This is a genomic window from Bacillus sp. FSL M8-0266 (assembly GCF_038613425.1).
GTDB lineage: Bacteria > Bacillota > Bacilli > Bacillales > Bacillaceae > Bacillus > Bacillus pumilus.
This window is the reverse complement of the sequence record NZ_CP152015.1, coordinates 2,206,587-2,230,938: the sequence shown is the minus strand read 5'-3', so window position 1 is coordinate 2,230,938 and position 24,352 is coordinate 2,206,587. Positions and strand designations below refer to the sequence as shown.

The following is a 24,352-nucleotide window of genomic DNA, read 5'->3' as shown; positions in this document are numbered from 1 at the left end:
GCTCTTTTTTATATCATTTTATATATTCCACCAATGATACCCGTCTTTTTCTAGAAGCTCATCGGCTTCTTTCGGTCCCATAGAACCAGCAGGATAATTTGGTTTTAATGTTTTGTTTTCTGCCCATTTCTCAGAAATCGGATCCACAAAGTTCCAAGAAAGCGCCACTTCATCCCAGTGAGCAAAGTTCGTAGCATCGCCTAGCAAGCAGTCATGAATCAGTTTTTCATAGGCTTCTGGTGTATTCATGATGTCGTTATAGTTTGTTTGGTAGTCGAGCTTAATCGGTTTTGCAAATGTACCGCCATCAAGCTTACGAGCGTTCAGGTGAAGGGTAATACCTTCATCTGGCTGAATGTGGATGACGAGTAAGTTTGGATGCATGGAATTTCCGTTACCATAGTACAGGTTCATTGGAATGTCTTTAAATTGAACAACGATCTGAGTAGATTTCTTTTCTAAACGTTTTCCAGTACGAATGTAAAATGGCACGCCGGCCCATCTAAAGTTATCAATGAGCAGCTTCCCTGCAACGAATGTTTCCGTGTTTGAGTTCGGGTCTACATTTTGCTCTTCAAGATACGAAGGAACCATGCCGCCATCAACCGTACCAGCATCATACTGTCCGCGGACAAAGAATTGATCGACCTCATCTTTAGAGAAAGGACGAAGAGCGCGTAATGCTTTCCGTTTTTCGCTGCGGATTTCCTCGGTATTCAGTTTAATTGGCGGCTCCATTGCTAAAAGTGCAACCATTTGAAGCATATGGTTTTGGACCATGTCTCTTAGTGCACCTGAACTTTCGTAATAACGGGCCCGGTCTTCAACCCCTAATGATTCACTAGATGTAATTTGAATGTTTGAGATATATCGGTTTGTCCAAAGTGGTTCAAAGATGGCATTTGCAAAACGGATGACCTCAATGTTTTGAACCATTTGTTTACCGAGATAGTGGTCAATACGATAAATTTGATCTTCAGAGAATGCATCTCGAATTTCTTCATTTAACTTTTTCGCACTTGGCAAGTCATGGCCAAATGGTTTTTCGATGACAAGTCTTGACCAGCCAGTTGTTTTTGATACACCTTCACTTTTTAGGAACTTTGCAATCGTTCCGAAGAATTCCGGTGCCATCGCTAAATAGAACATCCGGTTGTTTGGGATACTGTACGTATCTTCAAGGCCTGCTAGAAGTGTGTTAAGCGATTGATAGGAAGCAGGGCTTGATACGTCAAAGTCGTGATAATAAAAATGTGAACTGAATTCCTCTATTTTCGCTTCTGCATCATTAGAAGAAACAGATTCTTTCACCACAGCTCTTAGATCCTCATGAGACCACGGACGGCGTCCAACACCCACGACGGCGAATTGATCACCAAGTTTTCCGCTATGATAAAGTCTATGTATAGAAGGGTAGAGCTTGCGTTTGGCAAGATCTCCTGTTGCGCCAAAAATGACAATGACTGCTTTTGGATTGTTAGTTTCTGTATTCACGAAAAGTACCTCACTTTATTCGTAGCATTGTTGTAAAAACCAGAATGTATGTACATTTTCTTTATTTTAAAGGTTCATTGTTCGTAAAGCAAACATTTGATTCGACTTTTTCTGCTCTCGTTTGACTTTTTTCGAAAATTCCGGTGAATTCACATTTACCTTCTCTTCATGTATTCTATATGAATGAAGATATTGTATACCGGCTTTAGGAGGAAAAGTAATGGAACTGCTCTTTTTAGGAACTGGTGCAGGCATTCCTGCAAAAACTAGAAACGTCACTTGCACTGCGCTAAAGCTTTTAGAAGAAAGAAAAGCAGTGTGGCTTTTTGATTGTGGAGAAGCGACGCAGCATCAAATATTACATACAACGATTAAACCGAGAAAAATTGAGAAAATATTTATCACTCATATGCATGGTGATCATGTATACGGTCTCCCAGGACTGCTTGGCAGCAGATCCTTCCAAGGCGGAGAGGATGAACTAACGATCTATGGACCTAAGGGCATCAAAGCGTTTGTGAACGCAGCACTTTCAGCTACACAAACGCATTTGACATATCCGCTGCATATCATAGAGATAGATGAAGGGATCGTATTTGAAGATGATACCTTTCAAGTAGAAGCAAGACGAGTATCTCACGGTATTCCAGCTTACGGCTATCGGGTAGTGGAAACAGATGTACCAGGTGCATTAAAAGCCGAAGACCTAAAAGAAATCGGTGTAAAACCTGGACCTTTGTATCAGAAGTTGAAAAATGGGGAAACCGTGACACTCGAAGATGGAAGAATCATTGATGGAACCGATTATTTGGAACCCCCTAAAAAAGGGAGGATCGTTGCATTTTCAGGAGATACCCGTTTATGCGAGAATATAACAAGGCTTGCCAAGGATGCGGATGTGTTAGTCCATGAAGCAACATTCGGTAAAGAAGATGCTGATCTAGCCTACAATTATTATCACAGCACGACAGAGCAAGCAGCGAAAACAGCGCAGGAAGCAGGCGCAAAAAGATTAATTTTGACCCATATTAGTGCACGTTACCAAGGAGAAGAGGCACTGAAACAACTATTGAAAGAAGCCCGCGATATATTCCCGCTGACAGAAGCTGCACAGGATTTCTCTTCTTTTTCCATTGACCGCACCCTGTAAAAATTGGATGAATCGTCAAAAAAAGTTGTGTGATTTTTTTGATATTTATAATGACTCTCTTTTTCAGGTAGTGGTAAAATGGTGAAGAAAAAACAAATGACGAATGAAACTATGAAGAATACGGGAGGCACAATCAAAGATGAGCGGTTTTACAGCGTTAAGTGAAGCAGAATTAAATGACCTATATGCAGCACTACAAAATGAGTACGAAGCTTATAAAAGTAAAAACTTACACTTAGACATGTCTAGAGGAAAACCTTCACCAAAACAGCTCGATTTGTCTATGGGTATGCTCGATGTTGTGACATCAAAGGATGCGATGACGGCTGAAGATGGCACAGATGTGCGTAACTATGGCGGTTTGACAGGGCTTCCTGAAACGAAGACATTTTTTGCAGATGTGCTCAATCTGAAACCAGAACAAATCATCATCGGCGGTAATTCCAGTCTTAATATGATGCACGATACCATTGCCCGTGCCATGACCCACGGCGTATATGACAGCAAAACACCTTGGGGAAAGCTGCCAAAGGTAAAATTCCTTGCACCAAGCCCGGGATATGACCGTCACTTTTCCATTTGTGAGCTATTTAACATAGAGATGATCACGGTAGATATGAAGGCTGATGGACCTGATATGGATCAGGTCGAAAAATTGGTCGCAGAAGATGAAGCGATTAAAGGCATTTGGTGTGTACCAAAATATAGCAACCCAGATGGCATTACGTATTCAGATGAGGTGGTTGACCGCCTTGCTTCGATGAAAACAAAAGCAGACGACTTCCGCATTTTTTGGGATGATGCATACGCAGTCCATCACCTAACTGATACGCCTGATACGTTAAAAGATATTTTTCAAGCAGTAGAGGAAGCAGGGCACCCAAATCGTGTGTTTATGTTTGCGTCTACTTCTAAAATTACATTCCCAGGCTCAGGTATTGCACTCATGGCATCTAGCCCGGATAATGTGAGCTTTACTCAAAAACAATTATCGATTCAAACGATTGGACCAGACAAAATCAATCAATTAAGACACCTTCGTTTCTTCAAGAATCCAGAGGGCTTGAAGGAACATATGAGAAAACATGCTGCGATCATTAAGCCAAAGTTTGACCTCGTTCTTTCCATTCTTGATGAAACACTTGGCGGGAAAGACATTGCAGAATGGCACAAGCCAAATGGCGGATATTTTATTAGTTTAAATACGCTTGATCATTGTGCAAAAGCTGTTGTGCAAAAGGCAAAAGAAGCTGGTGTGACCATGACAGGTGCAGGCGCGACTTATCCTTATGGAAAAGACCCGCTTGATCGTAACATTCGCATTGCGCCAACGTTCCCATCACTTGAAGAACTAGAGCAAGCGATTGACATCTTTACATTATGTGTTCAGCTTGTCAGCATTGAAAAGCTGCTGTCTAAAAAAAGTCAGTCCGCTCCAACGGCATAAAGAAAAAACTCCTTGACGCGTCACTAGTCAAGGAGTTTTTGTTTTTAATTGGCTGTTTGATAATAGGAAACAGGTTGTTTCGCTGCGCACCATACATCATAGATCGCAAGCTGTACAATATGCGGTTCATCATGATGAATATAGTGCGAGCTGTTCTGCGCTTGAATCCATCCACTTTGAGATGACAAAGACAGCATCCGTTTATGAAGTCTGAGCCATGCCTCGTGTGCTGGATGAAACAATCGGCTCTTACCTGATGAAATGACAAGCAGCGGCATCATCCCATAATGGGTTTGTTCCTCTTTTATTGTGCTTAGCATTTGCTGAAAGTCCTCATGCGTACATTCTGCTGTAAATTGCGCCATATATGAGGTGCGTTCTTCTTTTGATAAAAGCGGGAGGATGACCTGTTCTTGCTCCTCACTTGCCGGGTCTAACAGCACCATGCCAATGACGTCATCTCCTCTGCGGCTTGCCCATAACCGGCTGACAAGAGAGCCAAATGAGTGAGCCACAATGAGAAAGGGCGGCTGAATATTGGCTTCTTCTAGCAGCGCATCTAAATCATCTGCAAGATCATGCAATGTTCTTCCTTCACTGCTGTCACTGCTTTTTCCGTTTCCTAATCGATCATATAAGAAAACCCCAAGCTCAGGATCAATATCACGGGCCATATTCGACCACGTATCACCCGAAATGCCGTAGCCTGCTTCAAAGATAATGGTGGCTTGCCTTTTGCCTTGACGATGTTTTGTATAAAAATGATGTCCATCTATATGATACATTCTTTCAATCATTGCCGAGTTCATTCTTCCATCTCCTCTAAGTGGTTCTTTAGCTAAAAGACGGCACAAAAGGCAGATATGTTTCTCTTAAAAACAAAAAAGATGCCTATTTCAAAAAATAGACACCTTTTTCCTATGCATTTTTACCAAGCGCGGTCATATTGACGCGGGCCTTCGATGGATGTACGAAGCTCTTCAGCAGCTGTTTTTGGAAAGTATGGATCCCGTAAAAATTCTCTGCCTATAAAAATTAAGTCTGCACGCTGATTTCGTAAAATCTCCTCTGCCTGTACACCAGATGTGATCAGACCGACAGCACCTGTTTGAATACCGGCACCTTCTTTGATTTTTTCTGCGAAGGTCACTTGGTAGCCAGGGAATGTGCTGATTTTCGCCTGTATGACAGCGCCTGAGCTGACATCGATTAAGTCGACACCTTGTTCCTTCAGCCATGTAGCAATGCCAATGTAATCGGCAATATCAAGTCCTTTTGTCGTGTAGTCAGAGGCAGACACACGGACAAATAATGGTCCTTCCCATACTTCATTGACTGCATCGACGACTTCTCTTAAGAAACGATAACGGTTCTCTGGTGAACCGCCATAGTCGTCTGTTCGGTGGTTCGCCAGCGGTGAAAGAAATTCATTGATCAAATAGCCATGCGCCCCATGAATTTCAATAATGTCAAAGCCGGCCTTTTTTGCCCGGACAGCTGCATCCTGAAACGCCTGAACGGTATCTTTGATTTGATCGACGGACATTTGGGCAGGGATTTTAGACTGTTCGTCAAATGGAATGCTAGATGGTGCCAGGATGTCACCATCTAGTTCAGCTTTACGTCCTGCATGAGCCAGCTGGATGGCTGTCTTGGTTCCGTATGCTTTGATTTGTTCGTTTAATGAAGCGAAGCCTTCAATGTGCTCATCACTCCAAATCCCGAGATCTTGATCACTAATTCTTCCCTCAGGGGAAACGGCACTTGCCTCCACCATGATCAGGCCAGCTTGACCTTGTGCACGGGAAATATAATGTGTAAAGTGGAAAGGCTGTAATTTCCCATCACGATCATAGGATGAATACATACACATCGGGGACATCACGATGCGGTTTTTCAGCGTAACACCTTTTAATGTCCATGGTGAAAAGAGTTTTGTTTCCAAATACCTTCGCCTCCTCATAGAATTGTATAGCCGATTATAACAGCCATTCAAACTTTCGTCATAAAAGGTGCTCAAAGAATATAGCTTTTATACACGTTTTTGTATAATGGAGAAAATAGAGAAAGCAAAGGGGGAGAACGAATGAAATGGCAAACAGAGAGTGAACGAAAGGAACTGCTCACTGCTCTTATGCAGTATGAAAGCATATCGGGTACAACTGGAGAAGTGGCGTTAGCTGAATATTTATATTATTTACTGAGGGAGCGGCCTTATTACAAGCAGAACCCTGATGATTTGGCTTTGCATCCGATGAAAGATGGCCGGTATTATTTAACGGCGCTTGTAAAGCGCAGTTCGCTTTCTCGTACCGTTTTGCTGCTTAGTCATTTCGATGTCGTCGATACAGAAGATTACGGTGAATTTCAAAACATGGCATGCAAGCCTGAAGAGTTAATGGCATCATTTTCTCAAAAAAGTGTGCTTCTCCCAAAAAGAGCAAGAGAAGATCTAGCTTCAGGTGACTGGTTATTCGGAAGAGGTGCCATGGATATGAAGGCAGGTCTTACTGTACAGCTGTCTATGCTTGAAAGAGCGATGGCAGAGACATTTGATGGAAATGTCCTACTCATCACAGTCCCGGATGAAGAAGTGAATTCTCAAGGAATGCTTGAAGCTGTTCCAAAACTAAAGGAGCTTAAGGAAAAGCATGACCTTGACTATACCGCGTGCTTAAACAGTGAGCCTATGTTTGAAAAGTATCCAGGTGATGAACATTATTATATGTATACAGGCAGTATAGGAAAGGTGCTGGCTGGATTTTTCTGCAAAGGAATTGAAACACATGTAGGAGAGCCGTTCTCAGGCTTAAATGCGAATTTCATGGTATCTGAATTAAATCGGCTGTTAGAGCTGAATAGTGATTATTGTGAGGAAGTAGATGGTGAAGTCACGCCGCCCCCAACCAACTTAATGCAAAAGGATTTAAAAGAAGCCTATTCCGTTCAAACACCTCACACAGCTGTTTCTTTATTTAATGTGCTGATGATGAATCGTTCAAGTGAAGAACTGCACGGGCTTCTTTATGACACGGCGAAACAAGCAGCAGACCAAATCGAAGCTGATCTTAAACAAAAAACAGCAGAATTTCAGCGCTTTAAACCTTTTACACCAATTGATACGAGGATTACCGTTCTCACGTATCATGAGCTGTATCAAAAAGCTGCTGAACGCTCAGGTAAACAGGAGGTTGAACGTATTGTGAACTATGCGTTCGCCAATCGAGGTGAGCTTGGAGATCGTGATTTTTCAACCAAAATCGTCTCTGAGCTGACGACGCTTTGCAAGGAAGAAGGGCCGCTCATTGTTCTATTTTATAGTCCGCCATTTTATCCAGCCGTTTCCTCAACGGAAGATCCGCATATCCAAGCAACTTTAAAGAGGATTCAAATAGAAGCAAAGAAGAGTTATGGACTTGAAATAGAAGAAGTGAAATATTTTCCGGGATTGTCTGATTTAAGTTACTTACAGCTCGAAAAACAGGACGTAGGTCATTACACGACCAATATGCCGCTTTACCAGAAAGGCTATTCTTTACCAGAAGGAGAAAAGGAAGCACTTTACGTTCCAGTCATCAACGTGGGTCCATTAGGAAAGGACCCACACAAATGGACAGAGCGCCTGCACATCCCGTTCTCATTCGGCATTTTGCCAGAATTACTAGAATCAGCGATTCATGCTTTGTTAGAGAAAAAGTAAGTATATGATGAAGAGCCCTATCGTGATGATAGGGCTTTTGATTGTGAATGTGCGTGTTATATTTGCTTCGTTCTGCCAAAAGTTATATATGTAAATTGCTATCTAAAACAATAGTCCTTACAAAAAATAGTGAAAATGATTGAAATATTCAGAAAAGTCTATTATAATCAATTGTGTAATTTAATTACAATTATCCTAATTATAAGGAGGTGATTAAGATGAAGCGTAACGAGTGGATTGCAATCTAATGAATTGAATCAATACTTGTCGAAAGAGTGTATCGCAGAGAAGCAATTTAATCAGCTTCTCTGTGAATTTATTTGTATGTGGGTTAAAAATAGACGAAAGTTGGATGAGAGGAATGTCAAATATGAAAAGTTATTATGAAGAGCATCCGCCTTTATGGAATTTTCTTTATCCGTTTTTTGGCCAAGCTAGCCAAGAAGGAGCACAATCTCGTGTGACAGAATTCATTCAAAAAGAACGAACATTTCAAAAAGGGAAAAATGCTTTATATTTACATATCCCTTTCTGCGATACGATTTGTTCGTTTTGTCCTTTTATCAAATCCACCAAATATGAGCCCATTATCGGAAAGTATATAGATGCTTTAATCAGTGAGATTCGTATTTTATCCCAGTCCCCTCGTATTCAAAAAATGACATTTGATGTGGTGTTCGTTGGAGGAGGAACGCCTTCCATTATGCCCCCAGAACTAATCTATCGACTTTCGACCGCCATAAAAGAAAATTTCACACTATCTTCTGATTATGAATGGACCTTTGAATGTGAAGCAAAAACAGCTACACCAGAAAGAGTGGCTGCCATGGCTGAAGGTGGAGCCAATCGAGGAAGCTTTGGTGTCCAAACATTAAATGAACATTATCGAAAAATGTTCAATTTAACGGCTAGTTTTGATCAAATCTCTCAGACTGTTGACTTAATGAAGCGTCATTTCCAATCTTATAATATTGATTTACTTTATCAGTTGCCCGGTCAAACGAAAGAAGAGATGATAGCAGACATCAATGGAGTGATGGCATTAAGAAGCACAAGTATTGATACGTATCCACTAGAATATATTGCTTGTTCAAAGGGATGGTTATCAAAAATTAATAAAGGCAAGGTGCCTATGCCGCCAAATCCTAAAGAAAAGTTTGAGTTTAGTGATACATTATACCGTCATTTAAAAACGAATGGCTGGCATCAGAATTATGTGTATACGTTTATGGCTCCAGAGCATCAGAATAAACGTTTTCAATATGGCGAAGTGATTTACGGAGGTTACGAAGATCAATATATTGGCCTAGGAACAGGAGCGATTTCCTATATGCAAGGCATGATATGGTCAAATGAAGGAAATACGCAAAAATATATTGAAAGCCTGACGAATCAAGAATTGCCTATCGTTAAATCTAGAGAATATCATGCTTTTGATAGAAGGCTCGTCTTCTTCCCTAAAACTATGAAAATAGAGAAAGCACACATCAATCAAATGCCAAAACGTGAGGAAATCTATCGTAAACTACAATTACTTATGATGAAGGGAGTCGTTGAAGAAGCGGAGCAATATTTTGTGATAAAGGAAGAAGCAAAGCCTTGGTATCCTGCGATTTTAGTAGATCTTATACCAGAAAAAGAAAGAGAAAATTATGATCAAGCCGTAGGATTTATGCAAAAAGAGTTAGGCTGGTATGAGTCAACCGAGGTGCTCATCTAATGGTTTTAAAAAAAGAAACGACATCTCTTTTTAAAGATCAAAACTTTGTCTGTTTCTTTATTGGGCAAAACTTATCTGCTTTTGGAGATTGGTTTAGAACGATAGCGACAATTGGTTTAATTTATGAACTCACTGGAAAAGCCACCCATCTAAGCATTCTATTTATCTGTTCTATGCTTCCCCTTATCTTAACATCTATGCTTTTGAGCCCAATTATAGATAAGTTTTCTTATAAGAAAGTAGTCATCTTCGCTGATGTGGCACGTTTTATCATTGGACTAGGGTTTGTTTTTGTTGTCACAATGGATGTTACACCGTTTATCCTTTATTTATTATTAGCGTTAAATGGTGCTTTCTCTGGTATATATCTGCCTGCTCGTTCATCTATGATACCTGAAATCATAGACAAAGAGCAGCTTTCTAAGGGAAATAGTTTACTCGCCACATCTTTTAGCGCATCGATGCTCATTGCGACAGGGTTAGGCGGGTTGGTGACAGAAATATGGTCCATTTCTACAATTTATTTAGTAGATGCGATGACATTTTTATTATCAGCCATGCTGTTAATTCCTATTAAAGCGAAAGAGGCATCTGAAAAAAAAGAGTATGTGTCATATGTTCAAAGCTTTAAAGAGGGGATCAAAGAAATTAAAGGATCACCCAAAATTCAAAGTGCGATATGGATATTGATGTCAAGAGAATTTGCTTTAAGTATCGTGTATGTTCTATTTAGCTTGTACATTTTAGAAGTAGCAAGAGAAGGGAATTTTGGCTTAGGGCTTGGTCATACAATTAGTGGGCTCGGGCAAATTATTGGTGGGATTACACTTGCAGCATACTTTAAAAAAGTGAAATTCTCCTTTCAGTTTTATAAAAAGTGGTCCACGTTAGCGATTATTTTGCTGGGAGTATTACATGCACTTTCTTATCAACAAACGTCTTTTATTGGATTTTTGGTTGTTGTTTTATTAGCTAATCTGTTATATAGCCCAGTCGAAGTTTTGTACTCAACAAATATCATGACCTATGCAAGCAGCCATTTAAGAGCCCGAGTTTTTTCGGTAGGTCTTGCATTATCACGTATATTTTATATTAGTGGGTTTATCATCATGGCATTTATCGGAGATTTGATTCCTATACATGTCATTGCTATAGGGATGGCAGGACTTGTGATAGTAGCAGGCTTAGTGAATAGCTTACTATTACTTAAAGGGAAGCATCAAGATAAATCCAAAGTAGAAATACATTCACTGTAAAGGAGACATTGATTACTTAATGGAAACTGGAAAATTAACAAAAACAGAAATTACTACATCGCTTCAGGAAAGTATCCGTGAACTAGAAAAGCTAGTGGAGACATGTGATGAGCACACACTAGATCAATCTTTGGGAGAGGGCAAGTGGTCTATCAAGCAAATTGCAGGCCATTTGTATGATACAGAAGAAGTCTGGTCAGAGCGGATAGAGCAGGCAATATCAAATGACCATACGCCTTTTCAATCGTATGATCCTGAAATGTATGTGAAGGAAAGAGCTTACGAAAGATTTAACGTACAGGAGATCAAAGCACTGATTAAACGATTGAAAGAGAGAAGAAGCAAGACACTTCATCTATTAGAAAAGGATACATGGGAGCAATCAGGTCTGCATCCTGAAGAAGGGGTGATGACAGTGCAAATATTAGCTGAAACGATCGCCTTACATGAACAACATCATCTTGATCAAATCAAAGCCATCATGTCAATGAGTGAATCATCTGCATGAGGAGGTGCTAAATAGTGAAGCATCAAGAATTGTTAATCGATGTGAATTTTTATCAGGCACGTAATTCTTTATTAGAACAAGCCATTTCTAAAAAAGAACCGAAGTGTGAAACAGGCAGTTTACATCAAGTTGCTAGTGAGAAAAAATAGATGTGTATATGTAAAAAAGCACCTGTCTTCAAAACAGGTGCTTCAGCGTGTAGACAAACCCTCGCATTCGTTGTCAGGTCTGCGCGCTGGTGCTCACGAATGTTCAATTCGCTCCGCAAAAGTAGCTGCCCTTCCTAGACTTCAAAGGTTTTCTATCACGCTGAAAAGAAGACAAAGAGCTAAAATAAACATCATTTTAGCCCTTTGTCAACAATCTAAAGCACCTGTCATCAAAACAGGTGCTTTTCTCTATCATTTATACGTGCTTGCTGAAAACATTTCGTTTAATTCTGCTGCGCGTTTTGTTGCGGTTTTGACACAATCGACAACGGCTTCTTCAAATTGATAGGCAGCAAGTGTGTTCAGGCCGGCTTCTGTCGTTCCGCCTTCACTTGTGATTTCTTTGCGCAGTTCAGCAGGTTCTTTACCGCTGCTTTGAAGCATGTTTGCGGCGCCCGCAATCATTTGGCAGATGAGCAGCTTCGCTGTTGCTTGGTCCATCCCAAGTTCCGAAGCGCCTCGCTCCATTCCTTCAATCAAATGATAAATAAAGGCTGGGCCGCTTCCTGCAATAGCCGTAACAGCATTTAGCTGTGATTCATCTAATACCGTCACATGACCGATCGTTTCAAAAAGCTCGATTGCTTTTTTCTTTTGATCCTCTGTCACTTCTTGACTGACGGAAATGCCTGTTGCTGATTGCTGAATGGCCGCTGATGTATTTGGCATCGCACGAATCACCGCAGTCTTCTCGCCAGCATAGTGTTGAATCGTTTCAATGGAGATGCCCGCTAAAATCGAAATGATCAGCTGCCCTTGTAAATGAGGCCGCACTTCAGATATCCCGCTTTCCGCATCTTTCGGTTTTAAAGCAAATACGAGAATATCCGCTTCTTCATAAATAAAAGAACGAGAGAAATCCGTTTTGACCCCATAACGCACCTTTAATTCTTCTAACCGTTTTTCATTCGTTTTGTTTGTGACAATAATATCTTCATTTGACATGATGCCGCTTTTTAATAAACCTTTCATCATCGACTCTGCCATTGAGCCTGCACCAATAAATCCAATTTTACTCATAAGCTGCTCCTCCTTGTAGAAAATAAAAAAACCTCTCGTCTGAAAAGGACGAAAGGTTTTTCGCGGTACCACCCTCAATTAGCATGCAAATATGCATACTCAGCTCTAGTCCCTTAACGCGGGAAACGTTTAGGTTTGCCTAACAGCTCAAAGGGCAGGTTCAGCAAATAAGAGGATGGTGAGGTCTTACAGCCGGCGGACCTCACTCTCTTGCATCATTATTTTGCTTACTAATCCTTGTCACCCGCGCATCTTATATTTGTTGTTCATTATGCAACGATGGACAAGTTTGTGTCAATAGGGACAGATAAAAAAATTGACCTCCTAAACCGCATGACAGTCTGTCCTTTGCAGGATACAATGAATAAAGAAGACGGAGTGACAATGAACCATGAGTCAAAAAGCAGGAGATGACATAAAAAAGTGAAAGAAGACATCATTCAATTATCCATCCCGACACCATTCGCTGTGGGGGATGTACATGCATATATTTTAAAAGGAGAAGCTGTGACCTTAGTGGACTGCGGGCCGATGACAGAAGAGGCGGAGCACGCCTTTGTCACGCAATTACAAGAGCATCGTTTATCAATTGACGATATTGATCAAGTGGTGTTGACCCATCATCATGCAGATCATGTCGGTCTTTTAAATCTGATGAAACCTCATGTCCGTGTGATCGGACATAAGTTAAATGAGCCGTATATTAGCCAGGACCCTGTGTTTAAAGAGCGTCAAATTGCTTTTACGGAACGATTTTTTGAGCAGTTAGGTGTGCCGCTTCGCCCTGATGAGTGTGAAAGAATCGTGAAGCAATCTTATACATATTCTTGTACTGCACATGTAGATGACGTCATCAAAGAAGGCGATCGATTGAAAGGGCATGAACAGTTCTTTGTGATGGAAACACCGGGACATGCACAGTCTCATCTTTCCTTTCTAGATGAAACAACGGGCCATTTCATTGGTGGAGATCTGCTTTTGACAACCATTTCCTCAAACCCGTTAATGGAAGCGCCGTATGAAGGGGAGGAACGACAAAAATCGCTGCTTCAATATAAAGCATCCCTCAATCGATTACTTCATCTGCCGATCAAGACGATTTATCCAGGACACGGGCAGCTCATCACGTCTCATCATGAATTGATCGAAGAAAGATTTAAGAAACAAGAAAAACGGGCAAATACGATGTATCAGCTGCTCAAACGAAAAGAAATGACTGCCTTTCATCTTTGCCGCAAGCTATTTCCAGTGCTGTACGAAGAGGCCTTATTTTTAACGATGTCAGAGACAGTTGGGCAGCTGGATGTCCTCTTAGAGGCTGGACAAATTGAAGAAGTGCAAAAAGATGGAATTCTCTATTACAGGGCAAACTAAGGAGTGAAACGTATGGGGCGATTAACAGGAAAGAGAATATGGATTACAGGCGCATCTGGTGGCATTGGTGAAAAAATGGCGTATTTGGCAGCAGAAGAAGGCGCAGAGATCATTATTTCAGCAAGACGAATTGAAAAGCTGACGGGTGTAAAAGAAAAGATTATGAGTGCTGGCGGAGTGTGTCACATCGTGGAGCTAGATGTCAGTCACCTTGAGGACATTGATCGCGCATATGAAGAAGTGGGGGCTGTTGATATTTTGGTTAACAATGCCGGTTTTGGTGCGTTCGATCTCGTTGAAGATGCGTCCATTGAAGAAATGGTGTCGATGTTTGAAGTAAACGTGTTTGGTTTAATCGCTTGCACGAAAAAGGTCATTCCAGAGATGAAACAAAGAGGACATGGACATATTATCAATATTGCCTCTCAGGCAGGAAAGATAGCCACCCCGAAATCAGCCATTTATTCCGCATCCAAGCATGCCGTCCTTGGCTTTTCAAACAGCCTCAGAATGGAGCTGTCAGACATCGGCATTCACGTCACCACAGTGAATCCAGGCCCGATTGCCACTGACTTCTTTTCCATCGCCGATCGCAGCGGTGAATATGTGAAGAATGTGGAATTCATGATGCTTAGTGCGGACAAGGTGGCTGGGAAGGTCGTATCCGCTATGATGACGAAAAAAAGAGAGATTAATCTGCCTGGATGGATGAACGCTGGCAGTAAATTGTATCAATTATTCCCATTTTTATTTGAAAAAGTAGCACGCAAAGCGATGATGAAAAAATAACAAAAAAGAAACCGGTTGTGAACTGGTTTCTTTTTTTTGAAGTAAGCTGCCATTGTGACCGTCTTTTTATCTCCGCCTTGCTGCTTGCTGAAGCGGGTCCCACACACTGTTAAAAGGCGGTGCATAGCTAATATCTAAATCTTCAAGATCTGTTATGGTTAGCTGTTGGTAAAGAGCAGTTGCCATCACATCGATCCGTTTATCTACACCGTTTCTTCCGATGATTTGGGCACCGAGCAAGGTGTAGTCATCACTTCTGTAAATCAGTTTGACTTTCATTTTCTGCGCATCTGGATAATATCCAGCGTGATCCGTACTGTCAATGGTGATGGTGGAAAAAGGAATGTCAGCTGCTTGTGCCTCCTTTTCTGATAAGCCCGTTCGTCCCGCTGTCACGCTCATAAATTTCATCACTGCTGTTCCAGTCACGCCTTGAAACGCCCGGTTTGTTCCCGTCATATGAAAACCAGCGATTCTTCCTTGTTTATTCGCCGTTGTGCCGAGCGGAATATAATCGAGAGATTGTTTGATGCGGTGATAAGTGGCTGCGCAATCCCCGGCAGCATAGATGTCTTTTACATTGGTTTGCATGTATTCATTTACAACAATGGCGCCATTTGGAAGTCGCTTGATTCCTGTTTTGTCTAAAAAAGAGGTTTGCGGGGTGACGCCGATGGCCATGATGACCATATCTGTTTTTATGGTTTGTTTGTCTGTTTGAACAGCTGTGACATGTGACTCTCCCTCTAATGTTTGCACGGTTTCCCCGAGTGTCACCTGAATGCCTTGGGCATCCGCCTCTTCTTTCAGGTGCTTTGCCATATCGGTGTCAAAGCCCGGACCAAGTGTTGAACCCCGCTGAATGATATGTACCTTTTTTCCCAGCGCTTTTAAATTTTCAGCCATCTCTAAGCCGATATATCCACCGCCAATGATCGTGACATGTGTGATATCTTGTTTTAAATGGTTTGAAATGGACAGCGCATGCGGAATAGTTTTTAATATGTGTACGCCTTCTAGCGGCTGATTGTTTAAATTCAGTGTGACGGGACTTGCTCCTGTCGCAATTAAGAGGCGGTCATAGCTTTCGGTAAAGGGTTCTTTTGTTTTTGTATGAGACCCTGACACCGTTTTTTGCTTTGGGTCAATGGAGGTCACTTCGTGTAAGCATCTAGCATCAATTCCATATTTGTCGCGAAACGTTTCAGCGCTGCGTGCAATCAGCTTGCTGTGGTGATCAATGAGACCGCCGATCAAGTAGGGGAGGCCGCACTGTCCATATGAGAAAATCTCTCCTTTTTCAAAAGCGACAATATGTGCATCCGGGTCCTCTCGATATATTTGCATAGCACAGCTCATTCCTGCTGCATCTCCGCCAATTATCACATATTTCATTTGGTGTGCTCCCTTCTATCTATCGAACTGAATACTCTTATTTACCCTCATTTTCCTTTTTTTAATGCTTTTTTTCGCAAAAGAAGCAAACTTTAGTGGAAAAATAAAGACAGCGCCTTCATTTTAAGCTACAATCGGATTATCGTCTTTTTGGTTACGAGTTTAGTGAAGATTGGTGGGAAAGACTTTGAGTGACACTCGACTAGATTTTAATACTTTATATACACGTCATACAAGAGAGGCTTGGTCTGCTCTTGGAGAATATATGCCGGTATCTGTTTCAGAAGAGGAAGCAAGAGCACTTCAAGGATTAAATGACTATTTATCTCTTGAAGAAGTTCAAGATATTTACATACCACTTATTCGTTTTCTGACATTGCATGTCTTTGCAGAAAAACAAAAAAATCAGCATGTGAATGCCTTTTTAAACTACCCGCATCATGCGAAAATTCCTTTTCTAATTGGGATTGCTGGAAGTGTGGCTGTCGGGAAAAGCACAACGGCCCGTATCATCGAAACGCTTTTATCGAGGCTTGGAGATGGGCTGAAAGTGAGTCTTGTGACAACGGATGGCTTTTTGTATCCTCAAAAAGAATTAAAGGATCGAGGACTCATGGAAAAGAAAGGATTCCCAGAAAGCTATGATGTCAAAGCCTTGTTGTCTTTTTTAAATGAATTAAAATCAGGTAAACAAACTGTGCATGCCCCGGTATATTCGCATCTGACCTATGACCGGCTTGAAGGGGTGTATGAAACGGTGGAGGATGCCGATATTGTTATTATTGAAGGAATCAATGTGCTGCAATCCCCAGCGCTGGATGATCTGAAGGATGAACCGCGTGTGTTTGTATCAGATTTCTTTGATTTTTCAATTTATGTAGATGCTGCTGAAACGCAAATTCAATCATGGTATAAAGAACGGTTCCGTTTGCTGAGGGAAACAGCTTTTCAAGATCCTGAATCCTTCTTTCATCAATACAAAGATTTGACGGATGAAGAGGCAGATTACATGGCAAGCACAATTTGGAATACCGTCAATCGCCCAAATTTATATCAAAATATTTTACCGACAAAATATCGAGCTGATCTCATTTTGAAAAAAGGTGATCAGCATAAGGTGGAAGAGATTGCTATCCGCCGAGTATAAAGAGAAACCGCTCAAATCAAGAGCGGTTTTTTTAATGATCTCCACTTACTTTAACAGCCACGGCAGCCGCCGATCGCTTTTTCAGGCGGTAGTATCCAATGAGTAAGAACGGTACACCTGCAATCGTGACGATAGACAGCACTGAAAAAATAGAAAGGGGGTGGGCTGCGCCAAAATAGTCAATACACACGCCACCGACAAAGGGTCCGACGACACTGCCGAGCTGAGAAAATCCGATCGCGCCAAAGTACGATCCCTTTACTTCGGGCTTTGCCACATTGTCTACAAAAAGATCCATCATCGCAAACAGCAGAACCTCTCCAATTGTAAACACGACAATGATGAAAGCAAGCATGCCTAGACTCTGTGAAAAAGCAATGGCAAACAAACTGCCGGCAAGAAGAATATTCCCAGTGGTGAGCGACAAAATGGTGGAGTAGCGCTTGGCGATCATGATGAGCGGATATTGTACGACAATGACAACAACTGCATTTAAAGATAAAAGATATCCAAACAGTTTCGGACCATCTTCAATCATAGGCGAAGCGGATAAATATTGAGGCAGCGTTGAGCTCAAATGCGAATACCCGAACGAACATAAGGTAACGCCGATGAGGATAATGCTAAAGACTGTATCTTTTTGGATAATGGAAAGGGCTTTTTTGACCCCAATTTGTTTCGTGCTTTCTGGAGCAGCAACTGGATGTTTCTGAAATTGCCAAGCCAGCGTTAATCCGTATAACAAATAAATGAAGGCAGCGACAAGAAATGGGAAGGTTGTTTTCGATGACCCGAGATATAAGCCAAGCAGAGGACCGAAGATGACCCCTATGTTAATGGCTGTATAGCGTAAATTAAACACAAACAACCGAATACTTGATGGGGTGACATCAGATAAGAGCGCCTTAGATGTTGGTTCAAACAGTGCCCGGCACAGTCCGTTTAAAGCGTTCATGATAAAGAAGACCCAAATGGCATCTGCAAATGCAAAGCCAACAAAGACAAGTGTCCAACCGAAGATGGATAGAAGCATGACCTTTTTTCTTCCGATACGATCAGAAATATATCCACCGTAAAAACTCGCAACGATTCCAATCAGAGAGCTAACGGCAATGATTAATCCAGCAGAAGAAGCTGAGGCGCCTTTGACTTGTGTTAAATAAACGGCCAAAAAAGGAATGCTCATGGACGTCGCCATTCGGCCAAATATGGTGCCGATGATGATCGTCCAACTAAGCGGATGTAATGTACGTAAGTTATTTTTCATGCTGTTTCTCCCCTGAGTTTGTAAGATGTTCCAATCATACATGAAAAATTGTGCAAATTAAATACACAATTTGATGGAGGGGACATCCGCCGTATGGCAGAGAAGCATGATTGGCTCGTATTTGGAGACGCATGCTTTTTTCTGCCGGTGCTTTTATGCCACTGATTCGTGTGGTCATTTGACCCCATTTAATCAAGGTCGATCGCGACGATTTGCTGCAAGGACAGGTTGAGAACATCTTCATCATTGACGATTTTTATGCGCTGCGTTTCATAATGAATGGCTTTGACCCAGCCCCAAAACTGCTCTTTTCTACCTGCTTCGGCATATGTCACGCAAATCGCTTGATCCTCGGTAATCGACTGTGTGATCAAAAAATTCATTTCCTCCAGCTGATCGGTGCTCAGCGGGGGAGGGGTGTATTTTTTTTTCTGCCGTTTTTGAGCAAGCAGCTGCTCCCGGTGCTCTGGAAGCATCATTCGGCTTGATTCCCACATGAGGTTGTATCCAGGTGTTAATTTATTGGGATTCATGGCTGTTCGCCTCCGTTATTTGTAATGTCCGCCAATTTTTTCGGCGCGGTGATACGCCTGCCCCGCGCTTGTCAGTGACGAAGCGTGCAGCAGGGCAGCAGGTCCATACTTCATGTGAATCGCATCAAATACTTTGCTGAGTTTGTCTTTTTGAACATGATGATCAAATAAAGTCAGCTGATACTGGCTGTCAGACTGCAGCTGAGAGAGGGTAATACCGACACTGCGAATGGGCTGACCATCCCAGTGCTGCTGACATAGCTGAATGGCTGCCTCTGCAATATCTGTCCCGTACTGTGTAGGTGAATGAAGCTTGATTTGTCTATGAAATCCGGTCGGGTGAGAAAAATCAGCGCCTCTCACGCCAACAGACACTGTTTGACCAAGATAATGCTTAAAGCGTGCACGTCTTGCCACTTCTTCGCTCAATTCAAGAAGAGCGACTTTGATATCCTCAAAAGACGCATAATCATGGGGGAGAGTCATATGATGTCCCACCGCTTTTTGTTCATTATGTGTGTGAACGGTGACCGGAGAGGGATCAAGTCCTAATGCTGTTCGCTGCAAAAGCTCTCCGTTGATTCCCCAGCGTTTTTTAAGCCGATCTAACGGATAAGTAGCAAGCGTCCCAATGGTACTGATACCCATTCGTTTTAAATGGTGCTCCATTCGTTTACCAACGCCAAATAATTTTCCAATCGGAAGCGGCCATAAATCAGCCGCAACACTGTCTGCGCGAAGTTCATAGATGCCAGATGTGTTTTTTTTAGCAAAATGGTCACAGGCCATTTTGGCGAGCACTTTATTAGGACCGATGCCAACACGTGCGTAAATACCCGTCTGGTTCATAATGGTTGTTTGTATATTTTGAGCGATCTCACGGGGAGAACCGAGTAGTGTCAGGCTGCCTGTAATATCGAGAAATTGTTCATCAATTGAATATGGTTCGACAAGATCTGTGTATTGTTCAAGCAGCTCTGTGATCATGACAGAGATATCAAGATAACGCTGCATACGGGGGCGTACGACGACAGCTTCGGGGCATTTCTCCTGTGCTTCCCATAATCTTGATGCATTTTGTACGCCCCGTTTTTTAGCAAGCGGGCAAGCGGCAAGTACGACCCCGCTCCGCCGCTCAGGATCTCCAGAGACGATGAGCGGCACATTCTTCAAGTGGGGAGCCTCCACTTTTTCGACTGACGCATAAAACGATTGCATATCCACAAGCAGAATGGCTCGTTCATTCATTATTTTCACCTCTTAGAACGTATGTTCCGTTCTTATTGTAACCGTCAGGAGGCGAAATTGATACTGGTAAATCATTCAAAGAAAAGAGTGTAAAACCATACAAAAAAGACGAAGTGTCTTCCACTTCGTCTCATTTGATACAACATATTTTAAGCATGTGCTAAATTGTAAGATGTTTGGAGCGGCTCAGAACGCAAACGATAGGCCGTCAGTTTTTTCTTCGGCTTATGAGTAAATTGCCGCACCACATCCACGTGGTCATCGTAATGATACAGATAAAGGGTCACATCATGCTTGCCAAGCTTTGTTTGCATAGTAAGCGGCGCAGGCCCTTCCTGCGGACGAAGAAAGCGCTCTTCATCACCAGGATAAATATAATAGCGTTCAATAAAGATCGCATCATTAAAATGTTGAATAATTTCAGATGCTTGCTGATCATCGAGCGGACGATCTTCAAACATGATCGTTGTATGATCACTTGTTACTTTTGCATGCACTGCATAACGACTAAAAAGGCGTTCCACAACACCAGAAGGCAGCGAAGTGACAAGAAGCTTTAAAAGACTAAACACAACAAGTGAAGTAACAATCCAAACCAATATCATCATCTCCAATAAACATTTGTTACATTTCCTATATGAACCATCTTAACATACCAAAAGAATGAAACTTTCGCACAAAAAGTGAACTTTTTGAAATAAGTGTGAAGATTTAAAAGGAGATGACGGCGAAAGAACGAAATCAACAAAGCTGAAAGGAAAAAGGCTGACACGTGATCTTTACAAACAATAAATCGGACAGGTAGACTATTGAAACAACAGTTTTTTGTGAAAAAAGAGAGCGGTAAGTTAAAAATGAAAAGGGGCGAGGTCATCATGATACGTCAAGTGAAGCCGTCAGATTTTTACGCCGTCACATCCGTCATCCAAAGCTGGTGGGGAGGTAGAGATTTGCGCGCAAAATTGCCGAAGCTATTTTTTGAACATTTTCAGCAAACAAGTTTTGTCGTCGTTGAAAAAGGTGAACTGATTGGCTTTTTAGTCGGTTTTCTATCACAATCTCATTCAGATGAAGCCTACATTCATTTTGTAGGTGTACATCCAGACCATCGGAAATTAAAGATAGGAAAAATCCTATATCAAGCCTTTTATGATGTGGCAAAACAGGAAGGAAGAACAACCATTAAAGCGGTAACAGCACCTGTAAATAAAGTATCAATTGCCTATCATGCAAAATTGGGCTTTCAAATTGAAAAAGGGGATAAAACTGTAGAAGGAATCTCCGTGTTTTCAGACTATGATGGAATAAATGAAGATCGTGTTTTATTTGTGAAAAAATTAGAGGCAATGCAATGATTGTCAATTTAGATCAAACAATAGGAGATGTAGCAAAGCAGATCTTACATATTCAACTAGCTGCATACCAACAAGAAGCTGAACAAATTGGCTATGCCGATCTTCCGCCATTAAAAGAGACCATTCAAGATGTAATGAAAGCAAAAGAGCAATTTATTGGTTTTGAGCAAAAGGGAATCTTACTAGGTGTTGCCTCTTATGAAGAGCAGAAAGATTATTTGATCATTAGTCGATTGGCTGTGCATCCCAAAGCGCTAAAGCAGGGTATTGGAACAAGACTTATGTCTACAATTATGGAGAAAAATGTCCCTATAGAACTGACCACAGGGCAAAAAAACACCCCTGCAAAAAGGCTATACGAAAAATTAGGATTTCTTGAAACAAATGTAATTCATGTTGCAAAAGAGCTCACCTTATCAAAAATGAAATGGACACCGAGGCGAAAGGTTGAGGTTGTCGAATTCAAAAAAGAATGGCATGAAGAATTCCATCAAGAAAAGCAGCGACTCAAGCAAATCATTCAAAAGAGCTGGATAGAAGGACATCATATTGGTAGTACGTCAGTTGAAGGACTTGTTGCCAAACCCATTATTGATATCTTAATAGAAGTAAGTCATCTAAAAGAGATCGATAGAAAAAGAGAGAGCTTTGAACATCTTGGATATCAAGCGCTCGGTGAAAATGGCATAAAAGGGAGACGTTTTTTTCAAAAGGGTGGCTTGAATCGTACGCATCATGTCCATATTTATGAGAGAAATCATCCTGATGTGAAAAGGCATTTATTGTTTCGAGATTACTTAAGGGCCCATCCAGAACGAGCTGTAGCGTATGCGTCTGTCAAGGAACAATTAGCAAATCAGTATCGGGAAGATATACAAAGCTATATGGCAGGAAAGAATGAAATCATAAAAGTAATAGAAAATGAGGCATATCGCTGGGATAGAGAAGGAGGAGAGGAAGCTCTTAAATAAGCTACCTCTTTTCCTCGTTAATTAGGAAGCTGAACATTGCCCTTTACAGTATAGGCCTGTGAAGCAGCAGTAGATGGAAGAGCGGGTAATTTATCCTTTACGATGACCCCGCGGATATCTGTGATTCGAACAGGAAGAGATTTAGACCCCATATTAAATCCAAGGAAATGGTTGTAGTCTGTCTTTTCCATGTTCACCCATTGTCCATCTTTGTAATATTCCATTTTCATAATCGGATATTTATGATTGCGCACTTGAATCGCAGCCCACCACTTACTGCTACCTTCTTTTATTCTGTAAACTACATTTCCGCTAATCGGTGCTTTTACAATTTTCCAACTAATTGGGATTTTCCCATCTGCCATATTGCCGATTTTGGCAAAGGCATTATGAGAAAGATCAAGAGCTCCTTTCGCTCCTTCTGGATATTTATCGGTTACATACACAACGGTTTTTCCTTTTGGACCCTTTACTTCAAGGTAAGCCCCTGCAAGTGCCGCATTTATCCCTTTATAGTTATAGTCATGGGGATTTAAAGCCGTAATTTTCATGTCAGATGGAATAGGATCTAATAATGCGGCGCCCCCTGAGTAACCAGATCCCGTATAAGTCGCATAGCTTTCTCGTACTTCATCGAGGACAGATGCCGCTTTCATGTTTGGCACAGCGAAACTCAACATAAATATCAGTGCCCCGATGAAGCAGAGAGATAATCTTTTTTTCACGATCTAAAACCTCCTGTTTATTCTTTTTTAAAATTGGTAGCGTCATAAGTATAATTCTAAAAAACAAGAAGCAAAAAGAGCCAATAGATAGATATAATCATAGTGAGAAGAGCGTGTATTTCAAAGAATATGACTTTCGGATTTAGTCGTGTGTCATGTTTTATGGTGTTTTATGTGTTACAATGTAAGCATCAATTTAAAAAGGATGTTCGCCATGTATATTCACATCACAGAACAGGCTAAAACATATATAGAAAAACAGCAAACAGGAAACGAAACTAAGGAATTACTGCTTCGCTACGATTCAGAAGGTTGTGGCTGTGCAGTGAGTGGCGTACCAATGCTTTGGTTAACAAGTGAAAGAACAGGTGAATGGGAACAACTTAATAATAGCCAACATTTAAAACTATATATACACATTGCACAGAAGGTATTCTTTGATGAGGAAATGACCATCGATTTTAATGAAAAAGCCAATACATTGATGCTGAAAAGTCCTCAGCAAATACTCAGTCCAAGAATGGGCATACTTGTAAAGTAAGGTGGAAACGTAGTGGATCAGAAGCTTAGAGTGATACAAAACACGGCACAAAATAAAACATGGGTGTCGTTTTTAAATAACAATCATCCCTATACCCTTTTGCACTGGTCAATAGGTGGAATGGATTCGGTGAAAAAGGATGTTTGGCTTCTTCAGGATGAAGTCACATTTGAAACGGAAGAATTCCCAACGCTCGAATTAGCTGTCAATTGGATCAAAGAGAATATGGAACAGGTAACAGATGTATTATAAAAGCCCTTTTTGACAAAAGGGTTTTTTTCGTGCCTTCATCATCTCATTAAACAACAGGGAACGTCTAATCTGAAAAATGATCTTTTGCAACGCAAAAAAACTGTTTTATAACAACCAATTCGACAAAATGAGAAAAATAGAAATGAAAAAATCATGGATATAAATGCCGAAAAATAGGCAATGGAAGCGGTTATTGCGGGATACCGAAAACTTTGCGAAAAATGACATTTCATATTTCTTCCATTCGAGGA

The 24,352-nt window shown here is 41.3% G+C and carries 24 protein-coding genes; 14 read left to right on the top strand and 10 right to left on the bottom strand.

The window, feature by feature from the left end:
• Positions 1–18 precede the first annotated feature (18 nt).
• A complete protein-coding gene (gene zwf, locus MKY83_RS11290) occupies positions 19–1,494 on the bottom strand; it encodes a glucose-6-phosphate dehydrogenase (protein ID WP_106067122.1) in 1,476 nt (491 codons plus the stop codon).
• Between the two features lie 220 nt (positions 1,495–1,714).
• Here zwf and rnz point away from each other — a divergent pair, with 220 nt between their 5' ends.
• On the top strand, positions 1,715–2,644 hold the full coding sequence (rnz, locus tag MKY83_RS11285; RefSeq protein WP_342487366.1) for a ribonuclease Z: 930 nt from the start codon (positions 1,715–1,717) through the stop codon (positions 2,642–2,644).
• A gap of 139 nt (positions 2,645–2,783) precedes the next feature.
• Positions 2,784–4,091 carry an aminotransferase class I/II-fold pyridoxal phosphate-dependent enzyme gene (locus tag MKY83_RS11280; protein ID WP_003215770.1) on the top strand — a complete coding sequence of 436 codons (1,308 nt, stop codon included), beginning with the start codon at positions 2,784–2,786 and terminating at the stop codon, positions 4,089–4,091.
• A gap of 44 nt (positions 4,092–4,135) precedes the next feature.
• On the opposite strand, the gene MKY83_RS11275 is transcribed toward MKY83_RS11280, so the two are convergent.
• Positions 4,136–4,900: an alpha/beta hydrolase gene (locus MKY83_RS11275; RefSeq protein ID WP_065098356.1), complete on the bottom strand. Its 765-nt coding sequence runs from the start codon at positions 4,898–4,900 to the stop codon at positions 4,136–4,138.
• 119 nt (positions 4,901–5,019) lie between these two features.
• The gene (gene namA, locus MKY83_RS11270) at positions 5,020–6,036 is read right to left on the bottom strand and encodes an NADPH dehydrogenase NamA (protein WP_106067121.1); all 1,017 of its coding nucleotides are present in this window, start codon (positions 6,034–6,036) and stop codon (positions 5,020–5,022) included.
• A gap of 141 nt (positions 6,037–6,177) precedes the next feature.
• On the opposite strand from namA, the gene MKY83_RS11265 reads away from it, so the two are divergent.
• The 5 genes from MKY83_RS11265 to MKY83_RS11245 all read left to right on the top strand — a co-directional run bounded on the left by MKY83_RS11265 (position 6,178) and on the right by MKY83_RS11245 (position 11,424).
• Positions 6,178–7,791, top strand: a complete 1,614-nt coding sequence (locus MKY83_RS11265; protein ID WP_113767399.1) for a M20/M25/M40 family metallo-hydrolase — start codon at positions 6,178–6,180, stop codon at positions 7,789–7,791.
• 370 nt (positions 7,792–8,161) lie between these two features.
• Positions 8,162–9,511: a radical SAM protein gene (locus MKY83_RS11260; protein WP_044141038.1), complete on the top strand. Its 1,350-nt coding sequence runs from the start codon at positions 8,162–8,164 to the stop codon at positions 9,509–9,511.
• Positions 9,511–10,767 carry an MFS transporter gene (locus MKY83_RS11255; RefSeq protein WP_044141039.1) on the top strand — a complete coding sequence of 419 codons (1,257 nt, stop codon included), beginning with the start codon at positions 9,511–9,513 and terminating at the stop codon, positions 10,765–10,767. Before MKY83_RS11260 ends, MKY83_RS11255 begins: the two co-directional genes overlap by 1 nt.
• Positions 10,768–10,786: 19 nt before the next feature.
• On the top strand, positions 10,787–11,275 hold the full coding sequence (locus MKY83_RS11250; protein ID WP_065098353.1) for a DinB family protein: 489 nt from the start codon (positions 10,787–10,789) through the stop codon (positions 11,273–11,275).
• Positions 11,276–11,289: 14 nt separating this feature from the next.
• The gene (locus MKY83_RS11245) at positions 11,290–11,424 is read left to right on the top strand and encodes a hypothetical protein (RefSeq protein ID WP_258395125.1); all 135 of its coding nucleotides are present in this window, start codon (positions 11,290–11,292) and stop codon (positions 11,422–11,424) included.
• 252 nt (positions 11,425–11,676) lie between these two features.
• Here the strand turns inward: MKY83_RS11245 and proC are convergent, their stop codons facing one another.
• Positions 11,677–12,504 (bottom strand): pyrroline-5-carboxylate reductase, encoded by an 828-nt coding sequence (gene proC, locus MKY83_RS11240; RefSeq protein ID WP_106067119.1) that lies wholly within the window; start codon positions 12,502–12,504, stop codon positions 11,677–11,679.
• A 423-nt stretch (positions 12,505–12,927) separates the two neighbouring features.
• Here proC and MKY83_RS11235 point away from each other — a divergent pair, with 423 nt between their 5' ends.
• A complete protein-coding gene (locus MKY83_RS11235) occupies positions 12,928–13,878 on the top strand; it encodes an MBL fold metallo-hydrolase (protein WP_106067118.1) in 951 nt (316 codons plus the stop codon).
• A 12-nt stretch (positions 13,879–13,890) separates the two neighbouring features.
• The gene (locus tag MKY83_RS11230; protein WP_106065543.1) at positions 13,891–14,667 is read left to right on the top strand and encodes an SDR family oxidoreductase; all 777 of its coding nucleotides are present in this window, start codon (positions 13,891–13,893) and stop codon (positions 14,665–14,667) included.
• Between the two features lie 66 nt (positions 14,668–14,733).
• Here the strand turns inward: MKY83_RS11230 and MKY83_RS11225 are convergent, their stop codons facing one another.
• The gene (locus tag MKY83_RS11225; protein WP_106067117.1) at positions 14,734–16,062 is read right to left on the bottom strand and encodes a CoA-disulfide reductase; all 1,329 of its coding nucleotides are present in this window, start codon (positions 16,060–16,062) and stop codon (positions 14,734–14,736) included.
• 187 nt (positions 16,063–16,249) lie between these two features.
• Here MKY83_RS11225 and coaA point away from each other — a divergent pair, with 187 nt between their 5' ends.
• Positions 16,250–17,209: a type I pantothenate kinase gene (coaA, locus tag MKY83_RS11220; protein WP_044141046.1), complete on the top strand. Its 960-nt coding sequence runs from the start codon at positions 16,250–16,252 to the stop codon at positions 17,207–17,209.
• A 31-nt stretch (positions 17,210–17,240) separates the two neighbouring features.
• On the opposite strand, the gene MKY83_RS11215 is transcribed toward coaA, so the two are convergent.
• The 4 genes from MKY83_RS11215 to MKY83_RS11200 all read right to left on the bottom strand — a co-directional run bounded on the left by MKY83_RS11215 (position 17,241) and on the right by MKY83_RS11200 (position 20,856).
• Positions 17,241–18,476 carry an MFS transporter gene (locus tag MKY83_RS11215; protein WP_106067116.1) on the bottom strand — a complete coding sequence of 412 codons (1,236 nt, stop codon included), beginning with the start codon at positions 18,474–18,476 and terminating at the stop codon, positions 17,241–17,243.
• Between the two features lie 188 nt (positions 18,477–18,664).
• Complete coding sequence (locus MKY83_RS11210; RefSeq protein WP_044141048.1) at positions 18,665–19,009, bottom strand: YolD-like family protein; 345 nt, start codon at positions 19,007–19,009, stop codon at positions 18,665–18,667.
• 15 nt (positions 19,010–19,024) lie between these two features.
• A complete protein-coding gene (locus tag MKY83_RS11205; RefSeq protein WP_106067114.1) occupies positions 19,025–20,257 on the bottom strand; it encodes a DNA polymerase IV in 1,233 nt (410 codons plus the stop codon).
• Between the two features lie 149 nt (positions 20,258–20,406).
• Positions 20,407–20,856, bottom strand: a complete 450-nt coding sequence (locus MKY83_RS11200) for a YfmQ family protein (protein WP_065098346.1) — start codon at positions 20,854–20,856, stop codon at positions 20,407–20,409.
• Positions 20,857–21,132: 276 nt separating this feature from the next.
• Here MKY83_RS11200 and MKY83_RS11195 point away from each other — a divergent pair, with 276 nt between their 5' ends.
• Positions 21,133–21,612, top strand: coding sequence for a GNAT family N-acetyltransferase (locus MKY83_RS11195; RefSeq protein WP_034661184.1), 480 nt, complete (start codon positions 21,133–21,135; stop codon positions 21,610–21,612).
• On the top strand, positions 21,609–22,583 hold the full coding sequence (locus MKY83_RS11190) for a bifunctional GNAT family N-acetyltransferase/GrpB family protein (RefSeq protein WP_065098345.1): 975 nt from the start codon (positions 21,609–21,611) through the stop codon (positions 22,581–22,583). Before MKY83_RS11195 ends, MKY83_RS11190 begins: the two co-directional genes overlap by 4 nt.
• 17 nt (positions 22,584–22,600) lie before the next feature.
• Here the strand turns inward: MKY83_RS11190 and MKY83_RS11185 are convergent, their stop codons facing one another.
• Positions 22,601–23,308 carry an expansin EXLX1 family cellulose-binding protein gene (locus tag MKY83_RS11185; RefSeq protein ID WP_106067113.1) on the bottom strand — a complete coding sequence of 236 codons (708 nt, stop codon included), beginning with the start codon at positions 23,306–23,308 and terminating at the stop codon, positions 22,601–22,603.
• A gap of 214 nt (positions 23,309–23,522) precedes the next feature.
• On the opposite strand from MKY83_RS11185, the gene MKY83_RS11180 reads away from it, so the two are divergent.
• Positions 23,523–23,849 (top strand): iron-sulfur cluster biosynthesis family protein, encoded by a 327-nt coding sequence (locus MKY83_RS11180; RefSeq protein ID WP_044141053.1) that lies wholly within the window; start codon positions 23,523–23,525, stop codon positions 23,847–23,849.
• A gap of 12 nt (positions 23,850–23,861) precedes the next feature.
• Positions 23,862–24,101 (top strand): YqkC family protein, encoded by a 240-nt coding sequence (locus tag MKY83_RS11175; protein WP_003215790.1) that lies wholly within the window; start codon positions 23,862–23,864, stop codon positions 24,099–24,101.
• Positions 24,102–24,352 lie beyond the last annotated feature (251 nt).

Excerpts from the sequence above, each read along its gene's own strand:
- MKY83_RS11260 (WP_044141038.1), top strand. The coding sequence starts at position 8,162 with ATGAAAAGTTATTATGAAGAGCATCCGCCTTTATGGAATTTTCTTTAT.
- MKY83_RS11190 (WP_065098345.1), top strand. The coding sequence starts at position 21,609 with ATGATTGTCAATTTAGATCAAACAATAGGAGATGTAGCAAAGCAGATC.
- proC (WP_106067119.1), bottom strand. The coding sequence starts at position 12,504 with ATGAGTAAAATTGGATTTATTGGTGCAGGCTCAATGGCAGAGTCGATG.
- MKY83_RS11275 (WP_065098356.1), bottom strand. The coding sequence starts at position 4,900 with ATGAACTCGGCAATGATTGAAAGAATGTATCATATAGATGGACATCAT.
- MKY83_RS11210 (WP_044141048.1), bottom strand. The coding sequence starts at position 19,009 with ATGAATCCCAATAAATTAACACCTGGATACAACCTCATGTGGGAATCA.
- rnz (WP_342487366.1), top strand. The coding sequence starts at position 1,715 with ATGGAACTGCTCTTTTTAGGAACTGGTGCAGGCATTCCTGCAAAAACT.
- MKY83_RS11255 (WP_044141039.1), top strand. The coding sequence starts at position 9,511 with ATGGTTTTAAAAAAAGAAACGACATCTCTTTTTAAAGATCAAAACTTT.
- MKY83_RS11225 (WP_106067117.1), bottom strand. The coding sequence starts at position 16,062 with ATGAAATATGTGATAATTGGCGGAGATGCAGCAGGAATGAGCTGTGCT.
- MKY83_RS11215 (WP_106067116.1), bottom strand. The coding sequence starts at position 18,476 with ATGAAAAATAACTTACGTACATTACATCCGCTTAGTTGGACGATCATC.
- MKY83_RS11250 (WP_065098353.1), top strand. The coding sequence starts at position 10,787 with ATGGAAACTGGAAAATTAACAAAAACAGAAATTACTACATCGCTTCAG.
- MKY83_RS11280 (WP_003215770.1), top strand. The coding sequence starts at position 2,784 with ATGAGCGGTTTTACAGCGTTAAGTGAAGCAGAATTAAATGACCTATAT.
- MKY83_RS11195 (WP_034661184.1), top strand. The coding sequence starts at position 21,133 with ATGATACGTCAAGTGAAGCCGTCAGATTTTTACGCCGTCACATCCGTC.
- MKY83_RS11180 (WP_044141053.1), top strand. The coding sequence starts at position 23,523 with ATGTATATTCACATCACAGAACAGGCTAAAACATATATAGAAAAACAG.
- MKY83_RS11205 (WP_106067114.1), bottom strand. The coding sequence starts at position 20,257 with ATGAATGAACGAGCCATTCTGCTTGTGGATATGCAATCGTTTTATGCG.
- MKY83_RS11230 (WP_106065543.1), top strand. The coding sequence starts at position 13,891 with ATGGGGCGATTAACAGGAAAGAGAATATGGATTACAGGCGCATCTGGT.
- MKY83_RS11265 (WP_113767399.1), top strand. The coding sequence starts at position 6,178 with ATGAAATGGCAAACAGAGAGTGAACGAAAGGAACTGCTCACTGCTCTT.